This is a genomic window from Caulobacter vibrioides (assembly GCF_002310375.3).
GTDB lineage: Bacteria > Pseudomonadota > Alphaproteobacteria > Caulobacterales > Caulobacteraceae > Caulobacter > Caulobacter vibrioides_D.
On the sequence record NZ_CP023315.3, the window covers coordinates 2,194,779 to 2,216,504 of the forward strand.

Here is a 21,726-nt window from a genome sequence, read left to right on the forward strand (position 1 = left end):
CCAGCCTGAGCGACCACGCTTTTATCGCTGCCGGCGTTGCGCTCGGCTCGATTATGGCGGCTGAAAAAGCCTCGTCAAACGCGAGTGGCGCGGGAAACTCCCGCGCCACCTAAGTTATCTTCGATAAGTTACGCCTAGTGGGTTAACATGGCGTCGCTGTCGCCTTCATCCTTCTTCGTGGATGCGGCCATCGGCTCCTCGGCCTCGTTCCACTCCACAGGCGTGAGCGGTCCCGTCAGGGCATGCTTGAGGACCTCGTCCACCGTCGAGACCGGGATGATCTCCAGGCCGTCCTTCACGGTCTGAGGCACATCCGCCAGATCCTTCTCGTTCTCCTGCGGGATCAGCACCGTCTTCACGCCGGACCGGAGCGCTGCGAGCAGCTTCTCCTTCAGGCCGCCGATCGCGGTGACACGGCCACGCAGGGTGATCTCGCCGGTCATGGCGATGTCCTTGCGGATCGGGATCCCGGTCAGGACCGAGACCATGGCCAGGGCCATGGCGATACCGGCCGACGGACCGTCCTTGGGCGTGGCGCCGTCCGGAACGTGGATGTGCACGTCGGTCTTCTCGAAGATCGGCGGCTTGATGCCGAACTGCGTCGCCCGCGACCGGACGTAGCTGTTAGCGGCCGAGATCGACTCCTTCATCACGTCCTTGAGGTTGCCGGTGATCTGCATGCGACCCTTGCCCGGCATCTTCACGGCTTCGATGGTCAGGATGTCACCGCCGAACTCGGTCCAGGCCAGACCCGTCACGATGCCGACCTGATCGACCTCGTCCGTCTCGCCGTAGCGGTACTTCTGGACGCCCGCGTACTTGGCCAGACGCTCGTCGTCGATCGTGATGGTGGTCAGTTTTTCGCGAGCCAGGTCACGGACCGTCTTGCGCGCCAGCGCGCCCAGTTCCCGCTCCAACGACCGCACGCCGGCTTCCCGCGTGTAGTAGCGGATCAGGTCGCGGATCGCCTTGTCCGGCACGACGAACTCGGCCGGCTTCAGACCATGGTCCTTGGACAGCTTCGGCAGGATGTGCCGCTTGGCGATCTCCAGCTTCTCATCCTCGGTGTAGCCGGGGATGCGGATGATCTCCATGCGGTCCAGCAGCGGCTGGGGCATGTTCAAGCTGTTGGCCGTCGTCACGAACATCACCTGCGACAGGTCGTAGTCGACCTCCAGGTAGTGATCGCCAAACGTCGAATTCTGCGCCGGGTCCAACACTTCCAACAGCGCCGACGCGGGGTCACCGCGATAGTCGCTGCCCATCTTGTCGATCTCGTCCAGAAGGACGAACGCGTTGGTCGTCTTGGCCTTCTTCATCGACTGGATGACCTTGCCAGGCATCGAGCCGATATAGGTGCGACGGTGACCGCGGATTTCGGCCTCGTCACGAACCCCGCCCAGGCTCATCCGCACGAACTCGCGACCGGTCGCCTTGGCGATCGACTTGCCAAGCGAGGTCTTGCCGACGCCGGGAGGGCCCACGAGGCAGAGGATCGGCCCCTTCAGCGAGTTGGTCCGCGCTTGCACGGCCAGGTACTCGAGGATCCGCTCCTTGACCTTCTCCAGGCCATAGTGGTCGGCGTCGAGGACGCCCTCGGCTTCCGGGAGGTCGATCTTCTTGGTCTTGGCCTTGCCCCACGGGATCGACAACAGCCAGTCCAGATAGTTCCGGACGACGGTGCTCTCGGCCGACATCGGGCTCATGTTGCGGAGCTTCTTCAGCTCGGCCTCGGCCTTCGTGCGCGCTTCCTTCGAGAGCTTGGTCTTCTTGATGCGCTTCTCGAGATCGATCAGCTCATCCCGCGCGTCATCAGGGTCGCCCAGCTCACGCTGGATCGCCTTCATCTGCTCGTTGAGGTAATACTCGCGCTGGGTCTTTTCCATCTGGCGCTTCACGCGCGAGCGGATCTTCTTCTCGACCTGCAGCACCGAGATCTCGCCCTCCATCAGGGCGAAGACCTTCTCAAGGCGCTTCACGACATCGAAGATCTCCAGCAGGTGCTGCTTGTCGCCAATCTTCACCGACAGATGCGCGGCGATGCTGTCGGCCAGCTTGCCCGGCTCAGCGATCTGCGGGATCGAGGCCAGTGCCTCAGGCGGCACCTTCTTGTTCAGTTTGACGTAGTTCTCGAACTGCTCGACGACGGCGCGAGACAGCGCTTCGGCCTCGGGACCCGCCCCTTCGTCCTCAGACACCTCGCCGATCTGGGCCTCGTAGTACGACTCCTGGTCGGTGAAGCTCACGACGGCGGCGCGCGCCTTGCCCTCGACCAGCACCTTCACCGTGCCGTCCGGCAGCTTCAGCAGTTGCAGCACGGTGGCCAGCACGCCCACGTCGAAGATGTCACCCGGCGCCGGATCATCGTCGGCCGAGTTCTTCTGCGTGACGAGCAGGATCTGCTTGTCGCCGCGCATCACCTCCTCGAGCGCACGCACGGATTTATCGCGCCCCACGAAAAGCGGCACGACCATGTGCGGGAACACAACGATATCCCGCAGCGGCAAAACAGGAAGCGTACGTAGTTCGGACATGTTCTCAATACTCCCGGCCGAGGCCCTGGAAGGCGCCTGGCCACGCGGGCCGCCGTAACATCAGACGATGCGCCTGAGTCGATCGGTCCGTCCGCCCGGGACTGGGCGAATGTTCGTTATTTATGTGGACGTTTTACAACACGGTTCAAGCGCGCTCGCCCAACAGCGGCGACTAGTCGCGCAGCATCGGTCAAGTTGAGCGACTCATGCCCCGCTAGCGCCGAAACTTGAAAGGAAACACCCTGCAGCTCGCGCGAAGGCGAGCAAGGATGGCGTAGCTGTGCTGCGGCGACAGAACCACCGAAAGGGCGCGACGCCCGTTTGGTCGGTGTTATCCACGAAAAAGGCGCGCCCTCCGAAGACGGCGCGCCCAATTCGGTCAGAGAGATTCGGTTAGGCCGAGGCCGCCCCGCCCTTCTTCTCGGCATAGATCAGGAGCGGTTGCGCCCGTCCTTCGACGACTTCAGCGTTGACCACCACTTCCTCGACGCCCTCGTAAGTCGGCAGCTCGAACATGGTCTCCAGCAAGATGCCTTCCATGATCGAACGCAGGCCGCGCGCGCCGGTCTTGCGGGCGATGGCCTTCTTGGCGACCTGATGCAGCGCGTCTTCGGTGAAGGTCAGGCCGATGTTCTCCATCTCGAACAGGCGCTGATATTGCTTCACGAAGGCGTTCTTCGGCTCGGTCAGGATCTTGACCAGGGCGACCTCGTCGAGGTCCTCCAGGGTCGCGACCACCGGCAGACGACCGATGAATTCCGGGATCAGGCCAAAGCGCTGCAGGTCGTCGGGTTCGACGTTCCGCAGGATTTCGCCCGTCCGGCGCTCTTCCGGATCGGTCACCTTGGCCCCGAAGCCGATCGACTTGGCCGCGCCGCGCGCCGAGATGATCTTCTCGAGGCCGGCGAACGCGCCGCCGCAGATGAACAGGATGTTCGTCGTGTCGACCTGCAGGAACTCCTGCTGGGGATGCTTGCGCCCGCCTTGCGGCGGCACGGAGGCGACAGTGCCTTCCATGATCTTCAGCAGAGCCTGCTGCACGCCCTCGCCCGACACGTCGCGGGTGATGGACGGGTTGTCGGACTTGCGGCTGATCTTGTCGATTTCGTCGATGTAGACGATGCCGCGCTGGGCGCGCTCGACATTGTAGTCGGCCGCTTGCAGCAGCTTCAGCACGATGTTCTCGACGTCCTCACCGACATAACCGGCTTCGGTCAGCGTGGTGGCGTCAGCCATCGTGAACGGCACGTCGATGATTCGAGCCAGGGTCTGGGCCAACAGCGTCTTACCCGTGCCGGTCGGACCAACCAGCAGGATGTTCGACTTGGCCAGTTCGACGTCGTTGTTCTTCGACGCGTGGTTCAAGCGCTTGTAGTGGTTGTGAACCGCGACCGCGAGGACCTTCTTGGCGTGACCTTGACCGATCACGTAATCGTCCAGGACTTCGCAGATCTCGCGAGGCGTCGGGACGCCATCCTTGGATTTCACGAAGGCGATCTTGTGCTCTTCGCGGATGATGTCCATGCAGAGCTCGACGCATTCATCACAAATGAACACCGTCGGTCCCGCGATGAGCTTGCGCACCTCGTGTTGGCTCTTTCCGCAGAAAGAACAGTACAGGGTGCTCTTGGTGTCGCCGCTCGCGGCTTTCGTCATGATCGCTTCTCACACTATGGCGACGACGGCTTACGCCGAGACGCCCCTTCCGAGCGCATACGCCGCCACCGAAGCAAGCAGAATACACGCCGGGAGTTGTCTAATCCTTGACATTCCCCGATCCGCGCACGGTTCACAAGCCTCGCTAGGCCCTTTCGGCCTTGAAACGCGTGAACCCGCCAGATCGTGTCATGGCTTGGTCATCTAAATTGGGCGATTGGCGTCCTAGCGCAAGCGCTCAGCGCCTAGACCCTTACAGCGCACCCGGTAACGCCGTATTACGAAGCCTGGATTCGTCAGGGTGGCGGCGCGCCGATCGCGCTCGCATGGAAGTTGAATGGCTAAGCGTTCTTGGATGGCCAAGGGATTGAGCGCGTCGCGTCCAATGACCGGCGAAATGGGGCATGAGCCGCTGCTGGTGGCTTTCGATTTCGACGGCACCCTGACCGTGAAGGACAGCTTCAACGCGTTCCTGAAGTGGCGCGCGGGGCCACGGTGGTCCCTCGGCGTGTTGCGCCTGACGCCCTCGCTGATCGCCTATGTGTTCGATCGCAACCGGGGCAAGCTGAAGGCCGCTGCGGTTCGCCAGTTTCTCAAGGGGGCGACCGTCGCCCAGATCGAGAATGACGCCCGCGCCTTCGCCGAAGCCTACGCCCCCTCTCTGCTGCGGCCCGACGCCGTGGCGGTTTGGCGCAGCTGGCGCGCCAAGGGCGCCAAGATGGTCATCGTCACCGCCTCTCCCGACCTGATCGTGGCGCCGTTCGCGCGCGGCCTTGGCGCGGACATGCTGATCGGCACGCGCCTGAGGTGCTCGGAGGACGGTCGCATCCTCGGCGGCCTCGACGGGAACAATTGCCGGGCCAAGGAGAAGGTCCTGCGCCTGCGCGAGGCCTTTGGGTCCGACGTCCGACTGACGGCGGCCTACGGCGACACCTCCGGCGACACCGAGATGCTGGCGATCGCCGATGAGAAGGGCTACCGCGTTTTCCGAGGCAAGCCGGGCTGACCCGCCCGCGCCGGACTTAGAGCAACAAAAAAGCCGCCGACCCTGGGGTCGGCGGCTTTGTCGTAGAGGGCGATCGCTTACTCGGCGCCGGCCTCGGCCGCGTCGCGCGAGTCATAGACGTGATCGACCAAACCCCAGGCCTTGGCCTCGTCGGCGCTCATGAAGTGGTCGCGGTCCAGCGTACGCTCGACCTCCTCATAGGTGCGGCCGCAGTGCTTGACGTAGATCTCGTTCAGGCGGCGCTTGGTCTTGATGATGTCTTCGGCGTGGCGCTCGATGTCCGAGGCCTGACCCCGGAAGCCGCCCGACGGCTGGTGCACCATGATCCGGGCGTTCGGCAGCGAGATGCGCTGACCGGCGGCGCCGGCCGCCAGCAGCAGCGAACCCATCGAGGCGGCCATGCCCATGCACACCGTCGAGACCGGGCTCTTGATGTACTGCATGGTGTCGTAGATCGCGAGGCCAGCCGTCACCACGCCACCCGGCGAGTTGATGTACATGGCGATTTCCTTCTTCGGGTTCTCGGACTCGAGGAAGAGCAGCTGCGCGCAGATCAGGCTGGCCATGCCGTCCTCGACCGGGCCGGTCAGGAAGATGATCCGTTCCTTCAGCAGGCGAGAGAAGATGTCGAACGCGCGCTCGCCACGGCTGGTCTGTTCGACCACCATCGGCACCAGGTTCATCGCCGTCGAAACCGGATCGTACATCATGGGGATCACCCTTTTTGTGTGTGCTGGCGGCGCGAAAGCGAATCAGCCCCCGCGCGGCGTCGCCCACGCATATCGCGTTCCCCTTAACAGGTTGCAAGGAGCGCTCCGCTCGGACCGAAATGAAAAAGGCGCGGCCCTCGCGAGCCGCGCCTCGTTCAATTTCAGCTTCAGCGAGCCTTAGCCGCCGTAGCCTTCCGGCAGGTCGTCTTCTTCCAGGAGTTCGTCCTTGGAGACTTCCTTTTCCTCGATCTTGGCCTTGCCGAAGATCAGGTCGACGACCTTGTCTTCATAGATCGGAGCGCGCATGGCCGCCTGCAGGTCCGCGCGCTGGCGGTACATGTCGAACACTTGCTGAGCCTGAGCGCCGTATTGGCGGGCTTCGCGCATGATCGCGTCGGTCAGCTCCTGGTCGGTGACGACCACGTCGTTCTTGCGGCCGATTTCCGCCAGGACCAGGCCCAGACGCACGCGGCGCTCGGCGATCTTGCGGTACTCGTCCTTCAGTTGGTCTTCGGTCTTCTCGGCGTCTTCCGGCGGCAGGCCGCCGCGGGCCTTGTCGGCCTCGACCTGTTGCCAGATGCCGGCGAACTCGGCGTCCACCATGCGCGGCGGCAGCGGGAAGTCGTGCTTGGTGTCCAGCACGTCCAGCAGCGCGCGCTTCAGCTTGAAGCGCGAGGAGTTGTCGTAGCGGCCCGCCAGGTTCGACTTCAGCAGCTCGGTCAGAGCGGCCAGGTCCGACAGACCCAGGCGCTTGGCCAGCTCATCGTCGGCCTTGCCGTCGACCGGAGCGCGGACTTCTTGCACCTTGGTGGCGAACTCGGCATCCTTACCGGCCAGATCCTTGGCCTGGTAGTCTTCCGGGAACTTGACCTTCACGACGACGTCGTCGCCCGGCTTGGCGCCGACCAGTTGGTCTTCGAAGCCCGGGATGAACTGGCCCGAACCGAGGACCAGCTCAGCGCCTTCGGCCTTGCCGCCGGCAAACTCGACGCCGTCGATCGTGCCGACGAAGTCGATCAGCAGTTGGTCGCCGTCCTTGGCCTTCTGGCTCTTGCCGGTGCGCGGCTCATAGGTGCGCGCTTGCTTGGCCAGTTCGTCGAGGGCCTCTTGGACTTCCTCGTCCGAGACCTTGTAGACCGGCTTCACCAGCTCGATCGACGTCGGGTCGATCGGCTCGAACTCTGGCATCACTTCGACCGCGAGGTCGAACGACAGGTCTTCACCGCCGGCGATGACCTTGTCCATGTCCGACGACGGGTTCAGCTCGGGCTGGCCGGCCGGACGCAGCTTGTTCTCTTCGAGGACCTTGGTGGTCGTCTCGTTCAGGGCCTGCTCGATGACTTCGCCCATCAGGGCCTTGCCGTACAGGCGGCGAACGTGGGCCGTCGGCACCTTGCCGGGACGGAAGCCCTTCACGTTCATTTGCGGGGCGACTTCGGCGATCCGCGCTTCCAGACGCGTAGCCAGTTCACTCGCGGGCACCGTAACGCCAAAAACGCGGCTGAGGCCTTCGCCCGACTTTTCAACGATCTGCATCGACATTCTTAATTCTCGGGTCGGGGCGCCGGGCGCCCGAGCTCCGCCCTGGGGTCCAAAAGATCGACGCCGCCCGCGATGTGCCGGGGCGGCGAAAGAGCGCCCTTATGTCACGACGTGCGCGAGCATCCAAGAGCGGCGGCGATAAAACTCGCGCACTCCCGGGGGGGTGCTACGAGAGGTTTGGTGCGGATGAGAGGACTCGAACCTCCACGCCTCGCGGCGCTGGAACCTAAATCCAGTGCGTCTACCAGTTTCGCCACATCCGCGTGCGCCCGGCATTACGGCTTGCGCGCCGGGCGCGCAAGCCCGCTCAGGCGCCTTGATGGAGTTGCGCCAGGATCTTCGGCGCGAGATCCGGCAGGTCCTCGGCGATCAAGCCGGGCCCGTGGAGAGCCCCGCACTCCGCGTGGATCCACGCTCCGGCGCAAGCCGCCTCGAAGCTGTCCATGCCTTGCGCCAGCAAGCCGCCAATGAAGCCGGCCAGCACATCGCCGGAACCCGCTGTCGCCAGCCACGGCGTACCGTTGACGTTGACGGCCGCACGCCCGTCCGGCGCCGCGATCACCGTGTCCGCCCCCTTCAGCAGGATGACCGCGCCCGCCGTGCTGGCCGCCTCGCGCGCCGCAGTGATCCGCTCCGGCGACCTGCCGAGCAGGCCCGGAAAGATCCGCTCGAACTCGCCCGGATGGGGCGTCAGGACATCGTCCCTGTCCAGGCAGGCGAAGAGTTCGCTGGGGTCGTCTCGGAAGCTCGTCAACGCGTCCGCGTCCGCCACCAAGGCCGCCCCCGTTTGCGCTAGCGCCCGGAGATGGCGCGCCGTCGCCTCCCCCACCCCGGCGGCGGGTCCGATGATGACCGCATCGGCGCTCGCGGCCCTCGCCGCAAGGTCGGCGTCAGACTCAAAGGGCGCCAACATGACCGCTTCGAGATGGCCGGCGTTCACCGATAGAGCCGACGGCGGCGAAAGCAGCGTCACCGCTCCTGCGCCGATCCTCAACCCGCCCCGCGCGGCCAGCCTGGCGGCTCCGGTGTTCCAGGCGTCTCCGCTGACGACGCTCAGTCGCCCGCGGCTATGCTTGTGAGCGTCGATCGCCGGCCAGGGATAGCGTTGCAGCCAAAGCCCTGGCGCGTTCTCGAACAGCGAAGCAGCGCCGACAGAAGCGAGCCCGATATCGACCACCACGATCTCGCCGCAGGCCTTGCGCCCCTCGATCAGGACATGGGCGGGCTTTCGCCGATGGAAGGTAAGGGTCAGTCCCGCCGCCAGCGCGACGCCATCCAAGGATCGGCCGGTATCGCCATGAACACCGGTCGGCGCATCGACCGCTACGATCGTCAACGCCTCTCGCGCGGCGGCGCGCGCCAACGCCGCGACCTCGCCCTCCAGGGGTCGAGAGAGCCCTGCGCCAAAGATCGCGTCTATATAGAGAGCATCGGCCGACAAGCGCTGCGACAACGCCCTGACCTCGCCGCGCCAGCGCGACGCCGCCCAGCGACAGGCGTCCGTGGCTGGCGGGTAAGCCGCTTCGACGACGACCGGCCAGCCATGTCGCCGCAGGTGACGCGCGGCGACGTACCCGTCGCCGCCATTGTCTCCCGGCCCGCACCAAACGACCACGGGGCGGCGCTGATAGCGCGCGCGAACCGCCTGAGCCACGGCCTCGCCCGCTCGCTCCATCAGAACGGTTATTGGCGTTCCCGCCAGCACCGCAGCGCGGTCAGCCGCAGCCATTTCGGCGACGGTCAGGATTTCTCGGGCCACGGCGCTACCTCAAAGGACTTGGCTTTGAGCTTCTCGGCCTTTCGCGATCAGGATCAAGCGGTCGTCTTCAATTCCGAACACCGTGCGCGAACAATGATCTGGCCGGAACGGCATCACTTCAGGCTGTCCGGTCGCGACCGACACCGCGCCATTCAGCGCCACGAAATGGCTGAACACCGCAGCGCCGCCATACTCGCCCAGCGCCGCAGCGACATCCCGGGTCCACGTCGTGTAGTCGAGATCACCCACGATCTCGTCCCAGCGCCCACCAAAAGCCGCGCGCAGCCAGGCGGGTCGCTCCTCGGCCGAGAGGGTTGCAGGCGTGGGGATCTCGCCGACGCGCGGATCAATCTCGATCTGCACCCCCAGCGCTTCAGCCAGCGGCGCGGCGGTCTCCCGGCAACGCCGAAGCGGCGAGGACACAACGCGCCGAGGCCGTTCCTCGACCGGCAAGCTCAGGATCTCATCCGCGACCGCCCTGGCCTGGGAAAGCCCGACCTCGTCCAGTCCAGGATCCTCGTCCGCGCCGCCCCAAGTGGATGCGGGCCGACCATGGCGGATGACGTGCACGATCTTCATGGCGCTCAGTCCGGCACGAACAGATTGCGGGCGCCGTCAGGATGCGGCCCGACCGTTCCAGTCCGTCCGACACCTTCGCGACTCTCTAGATCGCGGAGGACCTCGGGCTCATCGGGGGTCTGGGCGACAAACCTGCGACCTTCGCTGTCGCGCCCGATCACAATCCCCATCCGAACGCCCTCGCGCCCATGCACGACCGTATAGGTCTCGATGACCGCCCTGCCCTGAGGCTTTTCGATGATTTCCGGATGCGGCAGCGCGTCGATCCTGGCCTGGATGACCGAAGGCGGCTCTCGCTCCCATTTTCCTTCGACCGGACGGGTCGAATAGATGCCGACGGACTGCTTGGTCAGGAACCAGCCGTTGGCGGTTGACATCCCATACGCGCCAGGCCGCGCCCTGAGCTTGGCGACCATCTCAGCGATGGCGTGAAGCGCGTAGTTGTTCCCGGGTCCGCCGAAATACGGCAGTCCGCCCGTGATGGTCAGCCCGCGCGGGTCGTCGAGCGCGAGGCCGATCTCCTCGGCGCCGATCCTCACCGCCGACGGGAAGCATGAGTAGAGGTCGATGACCTCGAGGTCCTTGACGCCGATCCCCGCCATTTCCAATGCGCGCTCACCGGTCAGGCGCATGGCCGGGCTGGAATGATAGTCCTGCCGCTCCAGCGGGTACCAAAGGTCAGAGGCGTCCGCGCAGCCGTGCAGGAACACCCATTTGTCTTCGGGGACGCCCAGTTCGCGCGCCTTCCTGACGCTGGCGATCAAGACCGCCGCAGACTGGTCGACCTCCATGATCGCATTGAGATACTTGGGATAGGGATAGCCGACCATGCGGTTGCGATCCGTGACCGTCACCAGTTCGTCGGCGGTTCGTTCGATCGGAAACCATGCATGCGGATTGGCGGCGGCGACCTTGGTGAAGGGCGCGAAGAACGCCCCTAGCTGCTTCTGATGCGCTTCCAGCGAAAGACCATCGCGCGCGCGGAGCGCGTTCTCGAACAGCGGGTAGGTGTTGACCGGATAGCCCAGACCATGGGCGGCTTCTTGCGGGGTGACGCCCGGACGCGGATCGCCAATCCGGTCTGGCGTGCTCTCGATGTCGTCGCCCCAGCCTTCGAAGCCGAGTCCCCCCTTCATCCGCTTCATCAGGGATCCCAGGAACTCGGCGCCCGAGACAAGGGCGAGATCGTTCTGACCTTGGGCGATCCGCTCGCATACGACATTGACCGCCTGCTGGGGGCTGTTGCCACCGGTCTCGGTGTAGACGCTCCAGCGCGGCGTCGCCGACAGCGCGCGCGCCAGGGACGCGGGTGGGTTCTTCAGGCGCGGCAGCGGGAGCTTTGATAACCCGCCTGGCGCGTCGATGCTGAACGCGACAACCGCCATTGCGTCGAGTTCGGCAAAAACCGTCCCTTCAAGTCCCGCGTCGTGAACGGCGCGTTCCGCCGCAACTTTCAGCAGTTCCAGCGGGGACAGCGAATTCGCCGCTTCGCCCCGATAGGTGAATTGGCCCGCCCCGATCAAAACCGGTGTGTCGTCGCGCATATCCGCCCCCATTCAAACGTTCGTTGGGCGTGATCGTAGGCGTCAAACGGTGCGCTGCAAGGCCATTTGGCGATGGTTTCTACTTTGCACGAATTCCGAGCTTGCGGCGCCCAATTTCTAACCACATGCCTGCAAGTCAACCGTTCGGTTAGGTTTGTCGCATGCGGTCGCTTGCGGGGCCAAAGGTGGCGTGATGGTTGCGGCTCAGAGAAGGCGGTTCGCCGCCGACGGGCCCGAAAGTGGAACCGATGAAGAAGATCGAAGCCGTCATCAAGCCGTTCAAGCTGGATGAGGTGAAGGAGGCCCTGCAGGACATGGGCGTCCAGGGCATGACCGTACTCGAGGCCAAGGGCTATGGCCGTCAGAAGGGCCATACCGAGCTCTATCGCGGCGCCGAGTACGTCGTGGACTTCCTCCCCAAGATCAAGGTGGAGGTCGTCGTCGAGGACAGCCAGCTCGAACCCGCGCTGGAAGCCATCACCCGCGCCGCCCGCACGGGCCGCATCGGCGACGGCAAGATTTTCGTCTCGGAGATCGCGGAAGTGATCCGCATCCGAACCGGAGAAAACGGCCCGGCCGCCGTCTAGGCCGGTTCGTCAGCAACTAAGAGTTCTACAAGGGGATACGGAATGAGCACCGCCAAGGACATCCTGAACCTGATCAAGGAAAAGGACGTGAAGTACGTCGACGTCCGCTTCACGGACGTGCGCGGCAAGATGCAGCACGTCACCTTCGACATCGATCTGGTCGACGACGACTTCCTGAACGACGGCACGATGTTCGACGGTTCGTCGATCGCCGGCTGGAAGGCCATCAACGAGTCGGACATGAAGCTCCGCCCCGACCTGTCGAGCGCGATCATCGATCCGTTCTATCAGCAGACCACGCTGGCGCTGTTCTGCGACGTCGTGAATCCCGACACCGGCACCCCCTACAACCGCGACCCGCGCTCGATAGCCAAGGCCGCGCTGAACTATCTGAAGACGGCGGGCGTGGGCGACACCGTCTATTTCGGCCCGGAAGCTGAGTTCTTCATCTTCGACGACGTGCGCTGGTCGACCGCCCCGCACGACACCAGCTACTCGTTCGACTCCACCGAACTGCCGGTCAACTCGAACAAGCAATACGCCGAAGGCAACATGGGTCACCGCCCGGGCCCGAAGGGCGGCTACTTCCCCGTGAACCCGGTCGACAGCTGCCAGGACCTGCGCGGCGAAATGCTGGCCGTCATGGGCGAGCTGGGCATGAAGCCGGAAAAGCACCACCACGAAGTGGCGCCCGCCCAGCACGAGCTTGGCCTGAAGTTCGACACCATGGTCACCATGGCCGACCGGATGCAGCTCTATAAGTACGTCATCCACAACGTCGCGGCCGCCTACGGCAAGACCGCCACCTTCATGGCCAAGCCGATGTTCGCCGACAACGGTTCGGGCATGCACGTGCACCAGTCGATCTGGCAGGACGGCAAGCCGCTGTTCGCCGGCGACAAGTACGCCGGCCTGTCGCAGGAATGCCTGTGGTACATCGGCGGCATCATCAAGCACGCCAAGGCCATCAACGCGTTCTCGAACTCGACGACGAACTCGTACAAGCGCCTGGTGCCTGGCTACGAAGCCCCGGTGAAGCTGGCCTACAGCTCGCGCAACCGCTCGGCCTCGATCCGCATCCCGCACGTCGACTCGCCGAAGGCCAAGCGTCTGGAAGCTCGCTTCCCCGACCCGATGGGCAACCCCTACCTGACGTTCGTCGCTCTGCTGATGGCCGGCCTCGACGGCATCATCAACAAGATCGATCCGGGCGCTCCGGCCGACAAGAACCTGTACGATCTGCCGCCCCGCGAGCAGAAGAAGATTCCGGAAGTCTGCGGCTCGCTGCGCGAAGCCCTCGAGAACCTCGACAAGGACCGCGCCTTCCTGAAGGCCGGCGGCGTCATGGATGACGACTTCATCGACAGCTACATCGAGCTGAAGATGGAAGAGGTGATGCGCCTGCAACTGCACCCGCACCCGGTCGAGTTCGAGATGTACTACAAGTGCTAAGCGCCTAGGGCTTAGGACAAACGCCAAGGGGCCGGAGAGCGATCTCCGGCCCCTTTTCTCTTGCGACGCACAAACTTGACGCCTCAGAAGTAGAACAACTTATTACTTAAGTGGCGCCTGCTGAACAAAATTGTCGCAAGTTCGCAACATTGGTGACGCAATCGCCCGGAAGTTCCTGAAAAGACGTGATGCGCGATATCCCCGGGGCGGAGACTTGGCCTATCGCAGCGCAAACGGAATCGCCGCCAACGCCTGGACCACAACTCAGCGACGCGGCGTCTCGACAGGATATCTCATGCACAGCCTCAATAGCTCCCTTCGTCGCGCCCTGACGCTCTCGTGCGGCGCCGCCGCGCTGGTCACGGCCATGGCCGCCGCTCCCGCAGCGTTCGCCCAAGACACCAAGGTGGGCGAAGTCATCATCACCGCGCAGAAGCGCAGCGAAAACCTGCAAGACGTCCCGGTCTCGGTCGCCGCCATCAGCGGCGAGCGCCTGCAATCGACCTTCGCGGCCGGCGATGACATCCTGGCCCTGTCGGCCAAGGCGCCGGGCCTCTACGCGGAATCCTCGAACGGCCGCGTCGCCCCGCGCTTCTATATCCGTGGTCTGGGCAACGCCGACTTCGATCTGGCCGCCTCGCAGCCGGTGTCGATCATTCAGGACGAAGTCGTCCTCGAAAACGTCGTCCTGAAGAGCTCGCCGCTTTACGATCTCGACCGCGTCGAAGTCCTCCGCGGTCCGCAAGGCACCCTGTTTGGGCGCAACACCACGGCCGGTATCGTCAAGTTCGACACCATCAAGCCGTCGGAAGAAATGAAGGGCCGCGCGTCGGCCTCTTACGGCAGCTTCAACACCTTCACCTTCGACGGCGGCGTCGGTGGCGCCCTGGTCGAAGGCAAGGTCGCGGCGCGGGCTTCGGTTCTGTTCCAGCATCGTGACGACTGGATCGACAACGGCTTCACCAAGAAGAAGAACGTCATGGGCGGCTTCAACGAGCGCGCCGCCCGCCTGCAGCTGCTGTTCACCCCGAACGAGAAGCTGGACGCGCTGTTCAACGTTCACGGCCGCGACCTGGACGGCACCGCCGCCGTGTTCCGCGCCAACGTCCTGACCAAGGGCTCCAACAAGCTCAACGCGAACTACGATCGCGACACCGTCTATTTCGACGCCGGCGCCAACAATCCGCAAAGCTACAAGGGCTACGGCGCCTCGGCGAACATCGGCTACGACTTCGGCGTCGCCAAGCTGACCTCGATCACCGCCTACGAGAACACCCATGGCTACAGCCGTGGCGACATCGACGGCGGCAACACGACGGGCCCGGGCTTCATCCCGTTCCAGTCTGACACCCAGGACGGCATCAAGGACCTGGATCAGTGGACCCAGGAAATCCGTCTGGCCAGCAACACCGACGGCGCGCTGAGCTGGCAGGTCGGCGGCTTCTACTTCGACACGAAGTACGCCATCCAGACGAACCCGTTCTTCGCCCCGGCCACCACGCTTCAGCAGGAAAACACCGCTTGGGCCATCTTTGGTCAGGCGTCGTACAAGGTCAGCGATCAACTCTCGCTGACCGGTGGCCTGCGCTACACCGATGACGAAAAGGACATGAAGGTGCTCTCGGGCCCGAACATGGCCGCGCCGGTGTCGGTCTCCGACTCGCACGTCAGCTGGGACCTGTCGGCGTTCTACAGCGTCAACGAGGACGTCAGCGTCTACGCCAAGGTCGCCTCGGGCTTCCGGGGTCCGTCGATCCAGGGCCGCGACATCGCGTTCTTCTCGCCGGCCTCGGCGGCGAAGTCCGAAACCATCATGTCGTACGAGCTGGGCCTGAAGAGCGAACTCTTTGACCGTCGCGTTCGCCTGAACGGCGCGGTGTTCGCCTACACGATCGACGATCCGCAGTTCAGCGCGGTCGGCGGCGGCAGCAACTCCAACCGCCTGATCAACGCCAAGAAGGGCGAGGCTTACGGCCTGGAGCTGGACAGCGAGTTCGTGGTCACGCCGAACTTCGTCGTCACCGCCGGCTACAGCTACGCTCACACCGAGATCAAGGACAGCACCCTGGCCGTGGCCCCCTGCGCCGCCTGCACGGTGACCGATCCGAAGACCGCCTCCGGTGCGGCTCTGGTCAACGGCAACCCGTTCCCCAACGCGCCGAAGTACACCTTCGACTTCACCGCTCGCTACGCCTATCCGGTGGCCAGCGGCGAACTGTTCGCCTTCACCGACTGGAAGGTGCAAGGCTACACGAACCTGTTCCTCTACGAGTCGAAGGAGTTCAACTCGAAGGGTGACTTCGAAGGCGGCCTGAAGCTGGGCTACGCCAACAAGGAAGGCGGCTGGGAAGTCGCGGCCTTTGCTCGCAACATCACCAACGAGAGCAACATCAAGGGCGCGATCGACTTCAACAACCTGACCGCGTTCGTCAACGAACCGCGTGTCATCGGCGTCTCGATCGACGCGCGCTTCTAAGCCGTAAGATCTGGGTAGACTGGGAAAGGCCGCGGAGCGATCCGCGGCCTTTTCCTTGTCTGGCGCTAGGCCTTCAAGCCTTGGCCGCCGATGGGCGTCGTCTCGAAGCGTTGCGGAAAGCCCGCGATGATGGGCCTCGCCTTCGCGATCGCGGCCTGCACCGCCGGCAGCTTCAACGAGGCGGCGTGCGCCGCCTTGTCGGTCCAGACCTCCGTGATCCAGATCGCCTCGGGGTTGGTCGGATCCGTGGCGAGCACATAGCTCAGGCAACCGGGCATATCCGCCGTTCCCTCGGCAAGGATGGCGAGCAGTTCGTCACGCTTGCCCGGCGCTGCAAGCATCTGACCGATCAAGCCGTACATGGGCGTTCCTCCCGCCTGAGCCTTTGAAACCGTCGGAAGCGCGACGGCCGCTACGCCGCCGGCCAGGACTTCCCGTCTCCCAAAATCAGTATCGCTCAATCCCGCCCCCTTAGCGGCGCACCCGTGCGCCATTGGCCACAATGCGCGAGCGAGGTTCGAGGCGCCGCGCAAAGTTTTTGCGGACGGACGGACTTGTTCGCGCCGTTTGACTTGATAACGCGGTTCTTTTCGTCTGTCCTTCCGCCCTCTTTGAGAGTCGGGGTTTTTCATGATCAGATGGCGTTCCGTGGCGATGGCCACCAGCCTGCTCGCTCTAGGCCTTTCGGCCTGCGCGACGACCGGGACCGGGGGTCCCGCCAAATCGTCCGCGCCCGCCAAGCCTGCGGAAAAGGCTGAGGTCAAGCCGTTGCCCAAGGGGCTGGACGGTCAAGCCTCCACGGGTTTCCCGTCGACCTATAAGCCGCTGCCGTCCCGCGCCACCGCGTTCGTCGGCGCCACGGTGCTGACGGCCACCGGCCAGCAGATCGAAAACGGCGTCGTCTTCGTCTCGGAAGGCAAGATCACTTCGGTCGGCGGTCCGGCGACCCCGATCCCGGCCGACATCGCGGTGATCGACGCCAAGGGCAAGTGGATCACGCCCGGCATCGTCGACGCGCACAGCCACCTTGGTGTCTATCCCTCGCCCGGCGTCTCGGCGCGCTCGGACGGCAACGAAGCCACGGACCCCAACACCGCTCAGGTCTGGTCGGAGCACTCGGTGTGGCCGCAGGACCCGGGCTTCAACCGCGCCCGCGCCGGCGGCGTCACGACTTTGCTGATCCTCCCGGGCTCGGCCAACCTGTTCGGCGGTCGCTCGGTGACGCTTAAGAACGTGCCGTCGCTGACCATGCAGGGCATGAAGTTCCCCGGCGCGCCCTATGGCCTGAAGATGGCCTGCGGCGAGAATCCAAAGCGCGTCTATGGCGGCCGTGGCCGCAGCCCCTCGACGGCCATGGCCAACGCCTTTGGCTTCCGTAAGGCCTGGATCGACGCGGCCGACTACGCCCGCAAGTGGGACGACTACCGCGCCAAGGTCGCCAAGAGCGAGAAGGCCGATGCGCCCAAGCGCGACCTGCAGATGGAAACCCTGGCCGGCGTCCTAAAGGGCGAAATCCTGGTGCAGAACCACTGCTACCGCGCCGACGAAATGGCCGTGATGATCGATATCGCCAAAGAGTTTGGCTACAAGATCACGATGTTCCACCACGCGATCGAGAGCTACAAGCTCGCGCCCGTGCTGGCCAAGGAAGAGATCTGCTCGGCCACCTGGGCCTCGTGGACCGGCTTCAAGATGGAGAGCCTGGACGGCATCGACGCCAACGCCGCCATCCTGGCCAAGAACGGCGCCTGCGTCGTCATCCACTCCGACGATGCGATCATGACCCAGCGCCTCAACCAGGAGGCCGCCATCGCCATGACCGCCGGCGCCAAGCTCGGGATCGACATCCCGCGCGCCGAGGCGATCAAGTGGATCACCGCCAACCCGGCCAAGGCCATCGGCATCGGCGACAAGACCGGGTCGATCGAACCTGGCAAGGCCGCCGACCTGGTGGTCTGGAGCCGCGACCCCTTCAGCGTCTACGCCCAGGCCGAGCAGGTCTATGTCGACGGCGCCCTGACCTACGACCGCAAGGACCCGCGCTTCCAGCCCAAGTCCGATTTCGAGCTCGGCCAAGCCGGCCAAGGAGCGTTCAACTGATGATCCGGTCCCTGCTTCTCGCCAGCGCCGCCTGCGCCCTGGCCCTTCCCGCGGCGGCCCAGACGGTCGCCATCGTCAACGCCCGCATCGAGCCGGTGTCCAGCGCCGCCATTCCGAGCGGGACCCTGGTGATCAAGGACGGCAAGATCGCCGCGCTGGGCGCCAGCGTCTCGGTTCCGGCCGGCGCTCGCGTCATCGACGCCAAGGGCGGGGTCGTCACCCCCGGCCTCATCGCGCCGTCGTCCAACCTCGGCGCGTCCGAGATCAGCGGCGTTCGTGAGACCCGCGACGACGCCACCGGCAGCGCCCTGAGCGCAGCCTTCGACATCAGCTACGCCATCAACCCGGCCTCGACCTTCCTGGGCCTGGCCCGCGACGGCGGGATCACCGGTTCGGCCGTAACGCCGGTTCTGTCCGGGACCGGCGGCGGCGCGCACCAGCATGCCGACGACGGCGTGGTCGAAGAGATGACCGCCGGCGCGCATGGCGACGGCGATCCGCCGCTGTTCGGCGGCCAGGCGGCGTTCATCCGCCTGAAGGCCGGCAGCACCGACATCGTCGAGGCCTCCAAACTGGCCGTCACCGTCTCGCTCGGCGAAAGCGGCGCTCGGGCGGCGGGCGGCTCGCGCGGCGCCAACCTGATCCTGATCCGCTCGGCCCTGGAGGACGCTCGTGCGTTCGCCAACCGCCGCGCGGCGTTCGAGCAGGGCGCCACCCGCGACTTCGGGCTCTCGCGTCTGGACCTCGCGGCGCTGATCCCGGTCGTCCAGGGCAAGACCCCGCTGTTGATCCGCGTCTCTCGCGCCGCCGACATTCGCCAGGCGCTGAAGCTGGCGGCCGAGCAGAAGGTCAAGATCGTCCTCGAAGGCGTCGAGGAAGGCTGGATGGTCGCCGACGAGATCGCCAAGGCCGGGGTTCCGGTGATCCTGGATCCGCAAGCGTCCCTGCCCGGCAGCTTCGAGACCCTGGGCTCGCGCCTCGACAACGCCGCCCGGCTGCACGCCGCCGGCGTCACCGTGGCGATCAACGGCTCGCGAGACTTCAACAACCTGCGGCAGGAGCGCCTGAACGCGGGTCTGGCGGTCGCCAACGGCCTGCCCTACCCGGCGGCGCTGGCCGCCGTGACCCTGGTTCCGGCCAAGATCTGGGGCCAGGCCGATAAGGTCGGGTCGCTCGAGGTCGGCAAGGTCGCCGACGTGGTCGTTTGGAATGGCGATCCGCTGGAGACGACCAGCTGGCCCACGGCCGTGCTGGTCGGCGGTGTCGAGCAGCCCAAGGACGGCCGCCACCAGCAGCTGAAGGCTCGCTACGCGGCCAGCGACCAGAACGGCTATCCGCCGGCCTATCGCTAGACGGGAAAGCGCCCCCTCCGGCCCTGCGGGCCACCTCCCCCGTTTCACGGGGGAGGATGCTCTCCTCCTCCCTTGCGAAGCGGGGGAGGTGGCGCGAGGCGAAGCCTCGTGACGGAGGGGGCGTCCCCAATTTTCTCTTTTCAGGGGAAGGCTGGGCCGCCATACGAGGCCCCCGCGTTCGAATCGCCTAGACTTCCCCTGATGTCCTCCTCCGATAAGACCCCTTCCCTGTTTGGTGACGACGACGCCCTGGCGCCCGTCCCCGCCGCGCCGTTCAAGGCCAGCGTGGAGCCGCGCGTCGAGCCGACGCCGCGCCCGATCCCGCCGCCGCCGCCCTCCAAGGCCTCGCCCCCCGGCGAGTACTCGGCCGCCGACATCGAGGTGCTGGAAGGCCTGGAGCCGGTCCGCAAGCGGCCGGGCATGTACATCGGCGGCACCGACGAGCGGGCCCTGCACCACCTGTTCGCCGAAGTGCTCGACAACTCGATGGACGAGGCCGTGGCCGGCTTCGCCAAGACCATCGAGGTCAAGCTCGACGCCGACGGCTTCCTGTCAGTCAAGGACGACGGTCGCGGCATGCCCGTCGACCCGCACCCCAAGTACCCCGGAAAGTCGGCGCTGGAGGTCATCATGACCGTCCTGCACGCCGGCGGTAAGTTCACGGGCAAGGCCTACGAGACGTCCGGCGGTCTGCACGGCGTCGGCGCCAGCGTCGTCAACGCCCTGTCCGAACGCGTCGAGGTCACCGTCTGGCGCGACGGCTTCGAGCACCTCCAGGTCTTCTCGCGCGGCAAGCCGCTGGGGCCGATCCAGCAGGTCGCGCCGTCGAAGAAGAAGGGCACCATGGTGCGCTTCAAGCCCGACGACGAGATCTTCGGCGAGGGGACCAATTTCAAGCCCGCCCGCCTTTACCGCATGGCCCGTTCGAAGGCCTATCTGTTCCGCGGCGTGCAGATCAAATGGTCCTGCGATCCCTCGCGGATCCATGACCAGACCCCGCCCGAAGCCGTCTTCCACTTCCCCAACGGCCTGGCCGACTTCCTGGCCGAGCGGACCAAGGGCCTGACCACGATCACGCCCGAGAGCTTCTCGGGCCGCATCGAGCGCCAGGGCGAGGCCGGCGCCGTCGAGTGGGCCGTCACCTGGACGCCCCAGGGCTTTGGTGAGCACGACGGCTTCATGCAGTCGTACTGCAACACCGTGCCCACCCCCGAAGGCGGCACCCACGAGAGCGGCTTCCGCGCCGCCCTGACCCGCGGCCTCAAGGCCTATGCCGAGCTCAAGGGCGAGAAGCGCGGGACGATCATCACCGCCGACGACGTCGTCGCCCAGGCCGGAGCCCTGATCTCGGTGTTCATCAAGAACCCCGAGTTCCAGGGCCAGACCAAGGAGAAGCTCTCCACCTCCGAGGCCCAGCGCTTCGTCGAGGCGTCGTTGCGCGACCCGTTCGACCTGTGGCTGTCGTCCAGCCCCAAGAACGCCCAGGCCCTCTTGGAATTCGTCATCGAGCGGGCCGAGGAGCGCCTCAAGCGCCGCAAGGACAAGGAGGTCTCCCGCGCCTCGGCGACCCGCAAGCTGCGCCTGCCCGGCAAGCTGGCCGACTGCGCCGGGAGCGCGGTCGACGGCGCCGAGCTCTTCATCGTCGAAGGCGACTCGGCCGGTGGTTCCGCCAAACAGGCCCGCGACCGCAAGTTCCAGGCGATCCTGCCCCTGCGCGGAAAGATCCTGAACGTCGCCTCAGCCAGCGGCGAGAAGTTCACCGCCAACAAGGAACTGTCAGACCTGATGCTGGCCCTGGGCGCCCAGGCCGGCGGCAAGTATCGCGAGGAAGATCTGCGCTACGAGCGGATCATCATCATGACCGACGCCGACGTCGACGGCGCCCACATCGCCTCCCTGTTGATCACCTTCTTCTACCGCACCATGCCGGACGTGATCCGCCAGGGGCACCTGTTCCTGGCCCTGCCGCCGCTGTACCGCCTCAGCCACGGCGGCAAGAGCGAGTACGCCCGCGACGACGCCCACAAGGACGAGCTCTTGGCCACGGTGTTCAAGGGCAAGAAGCCCGAGATCGGCCGCTTCAAGGGCCTGGGCGAGATGATGGCCTCCCAGCTGAAGGAGACCACCATGGACCCCAAAAAGCGCACCCTGGCCCGCGTCACCCTGCCCCGCCACGAGGAAAGCGTCGAAGACCTGGTCGAGACCCTGATGGGCCGCAAACCCGAACTGCGCTTCCGGTTCATCCAGGAGAACGCCGAGTTCGCGGCGGCGGATCTGGATCTCTAGGACAGGAAGCGCCCCCTCCGTCACGCGGCTCCGCCGCGCGCCACCTCCCCCGTTCCACGGGTGAGGAGGAAACCGTCATCCTCCCCCGCGTGCGGGGGAGGTGGATCGGCGCGGATACGCGACGAGACGGAGGGGGCGCTCCT

Annotated in this window: 15 protein-coding genes and 1 tRNA gene; 7 read left to right on the forward strand and 9 right to left on the reverse strand. The window is 65.4% G+C overall.

Annotated elements, in window-relative coordinates; genetic code table 11:
* Positions 1 to 134 precede the first annotated feature (134 nt).
* Positions 135 to 2,534 carry an endopeptidase La gene (gene lon, locus CA606_RS10445; protein ID WP_096051194.1) on the reverse strand — a complete coding sequence of 800 codons (2,400 nt, stop codon included), beginning with the start codon at positions 2,532 to 2,534 and terminating at the stop codon, positions 135 to 137.
* Positions 2,535 to 2,927: 393 nt separating this feature from the next.
* Complete coding sequence (gene clpX, locus CA606_RS10450; protein WP_096051193.1) at positions 2,928 to 4,190, reverse strand: ATP-dependent protease ATP-binding subunit ClpX; 1,263 nt, start codon at positions 4,188 to 4,190, stop codon at positions 2,928 to 2,930.
* Positions 4,191 to 4,527: 337 nt separating this feature from the next.
* Between clpX and CA606_RS10455 the strand changes: the two genes are divergently transcribed.
* Positions 4,528 to 5,196 (forward strand): HAD-IB family hydrolase, encoded by a 669-nt coding sequence (locus tag CA606_RS10455; protein WP_096051192.1) that lies wholly within the window; start codon positions 4,528 to 4,530, stop codon positions 5,194 to 5,196.
* A 77-nt stretch (positions 5,197 to 5,273) separates the two neighbouring features.
* Here CA606_RS10455 and CA606_RS10460 read toward each other — a convergent pair whose 3' ends face one another.
* From CA606_RS10460 to CA606_RS10485, 6 genes are all read right to left on the reverse strand, one after another.
* Complete coding sequence (locus tag CA606_RS10460) at positions 5,274 to 5,915, reverse strand: ATP-dependent Clp protease proteolytic subunit (RefSeq protein WP_012640374.1); 642 nt, start codon at positions 5,913 to 5,915, stop codon at positions 5,274 to 5,276.
* Between the two features lie 168 nt (positions 5,916 to 6,083).
* On the reverse strand, positions 6,084 to 7,442 hold the full coding sequence (gene tig, locus CA606_RS10465) for a trigger factor (protein ID WP_272872333.1): 1,359 nt from the start codon (positions 7,440 to 7,442) through the stop codon (positions 6,084 to 6,086).
* Positions 7,443 to 7,626: 184 nt separating this feature from the next.
* Positions 7,627 to 7,711 (reverse strand) — tRNA-Leu (locus CA606_RS10470).
* Positions 7,712 to 7,755: 44 nt separating this feature from the next.
* The gene (locus tag CA606_RS10475) at positions 7,756 to 9,207 is read right to left on the reverse strand and encodes an NAD(P)H-hydrate dehydratase (RefSeq protein ID WP_096051190.1); all 1,452 of its coding nucleotides are present in this window, start codon (positions 9,205 to 9,207) and stop codon (positions 7,756 to 7,758) included.
* A 9-nt stretch (positions 9,208 to 9,216) separates the two neighbouring features.
* Positions 9,217 to 9,786, reverse strand: a complete 570-nt coding sequence (locus CA606_RS10480) for a histidine phosphatase family protein (protein WP_096051189.1) — start codon at positions 9,784 to 9,786, stop codon at positions 9,217 to 9,219.
* Between the two features lie 5 nt (positions 9,787 to 9,791).
* Positions 9,792 to 11,342: an acetyl-CoA acetyltransferase gene (locus CA606_RS10485; protein WP_096051188.1), complete on the reverse strand. Its 1,551-nt coding sequence runs from the start codon at positions 11,340 to 11,342 to the stop codon at positions 9,792 to 9,794.
* 236 nt (positions 11,343 to 11,578) lie between these two features.
* Between CA606_RS10485 and CA606_RS10490 the strand changes: the two genes are divergently transcribed.
* The 3 genes from CA606_RS10490 to CA606_RS10500 all read left to right on the forward strand — a co-directional run bounded on the left by CA606_RS10490 (position 11,579) and on the right by CA606_RS10500 (position 15,845).
* Complete coding sequence (locus tag CA606_RS10490) at positions 11,579 to 11,917, forward strand: P-II family nitrogen regulator (RefSeq protein ID WP_010919834.1); 339 nt, start codon at positions 11,579 to 11,581, stop codon at positions 11,915 to 11,917.
* A gap of 42 nt (positions 11,918 to 11,959) precedes the next feature.
* A complete protein-coding gene (gene glnA / locus CA606_RS10495; protein WP_096051187.1) occupies positions 11,960 to 13,369 on the forward strand; it encodes a type I glutamate--ammonia ligase in 1,410 nt (469 codons plus the stop codon).
* A gap of 295 nt (positions 13,370 to 13,664) precedes the next feature.
* A complete protein-coding gene (locus CA606_RS10500; RefSeq protein ID WP_181242538.1) occupies positions 13,665 to 15,845 on the forward strand; it encodes a TonB-dependent receptor in 2,181 nt (726 codons plus the stop codon).
* Between the two features lie 65 nt (positions 15,846 to 15,910).
* On the opposite strand, the gene CA606_RS10505 is transcribed toward CA606_RS10500, so the two are convergent.
* Complete coding sequence (locus CA606_RS10505; RefSeq protein WP_096051185.1) at positions 15,911 to 16,306, reverse strand: putative quinol monooxygenase; 396 nt, start codon at positions 16,304 to 16,306, stop codon at positions 15,911 to 15,913.
* Positions 16,307 to 16,475: 169 nt separating this feature from the next.
* Between CA606_RS10505 and CA606_RS10510 the strand changes: the two genes are divergently transcribed.
* The 3 genes from CA606_RS10510 to parE all read left to right on the forward strand — a co-directional run bounded on the left by CA606_RS10510 (position 16,476) and on the right by parE (position 21,583).
* On the forward strand, positions 16,476 to 17,945 hold the full coding sequence (locus CA606_RS10510; protein ID WP_096051184.1) for an amidohydrolase: 1,470 nt from the start codon (positions 16,476 to 16,478) through the stop codon (positions 17,943 to 17,945).
* Positions 17,945 to 19,297 (forward strand): amidohydrolase family protein, encoded by a 1,353-nt coding sequence (locus CA606_RS10515; RefSeq protein WP_096051183.1) that lies wholly within the window; start codon positions 17,945 to 17,947, stop codon positions 19,295 to 19,297. Before CA606_RS10510 ends, CA606_RS10515 begins: the two co-directional genes overlap by 1 nt.
* Positions 19,298 to 19,498: 201 nt before the next feature.
* Positions 19,499 to 21,583 (forward strand): DNA topoisomerase IV subunit B, encoded by a 2,085-nt coding sequence (parE, locus tag CA606_RS10520; protein WP_096051182.1) that lies wholly within the window; start codon positions 19,499 to 19,501, stop codon positions 21,581 to 21,583.
* Positions 21,584 to 21,726: the final 143 nt, after the last annotated feature.

Coding starts and splice junctions, on each gene's coding strand:
- glnA (WP_096051187.1), top strand. CDS start 11,960: ATGAGCACCGCCAAGGACATCCTGAACCTGATCAAGGAAAAGGACGTG.
- tig (WP_272872333.1), bottom strand. CDS start 7,442: ATGCAGATCGTTGAAAAGTCGGGCGAAGGCCTCAGCCGCGTTTTTGGC.
- CA606_RS10490 (WP_010919834.1), top strand. CDS start 11,579: ATGAAGAAGATCGAAGCCGTCATCAAGCCGTTCAAGCTGGATGAGGTG.
- CA606_RS10480 (WP_096051189.1), bottom strand. CDS start 9,786: ATGAAGATCGTGCACGTCATCCGCCATGGTCGGCCCGCATCCACTTGG.
- lon (WP_096051194.1), bottom strand. CDS start 2,534: ATGTCCGAACTACGTACGCTTCCTGTTTTGCCGCTGCGGGATATCGTT.
- clpX (WP_096051193.1), bottom strand. CDS start 4,190: ATGACGAAAGCCGCGAGCGGCGACACCAAGAGCACCCTGTACTGTTCT.
- CA606_RS10510 (WP_096051184.1), top strand. CDS start 16,476: ATGATCAGATGGCGTTCCGTGGCGATGGCCACCAGCCTGCTCGCTCTA.
- CA606_RS10485 (WP_096051188.1), bottom strand. CDS start 11,342: ATGGGGGCGGATATGCGCGACGACACACCGGTTTTGATCGGGGCGGGC.
- CA606_RS10500 (WP_181242538.1), top strand. CDS start 13,665: ATGCACAGCCTCAATAGCTCCCTTCGTCGCGCCCTGACGCTCTCGTGC.
- CA606_RS10515 (WP_096051183.1), top strand. CDS start 17,945: ATGATCCGGTCCCTGCTTCTCGCCAGCGCCGCCTGCGCCCTGGCCCTT.
- CA606_RS10455 (WP_096051192.1), top strand. CDS start 4,528: ATGGCTAAGCGTTCTTGGATGGCCAAGGGATTGAGCGCGTCGCGTCCA.
- parE (WP_096051182.1), top strand. CDS start 19,499: ATGTCCTCCTCCGATAAGACCCCTTCCCTGTTTGGTGACGACGACGCC.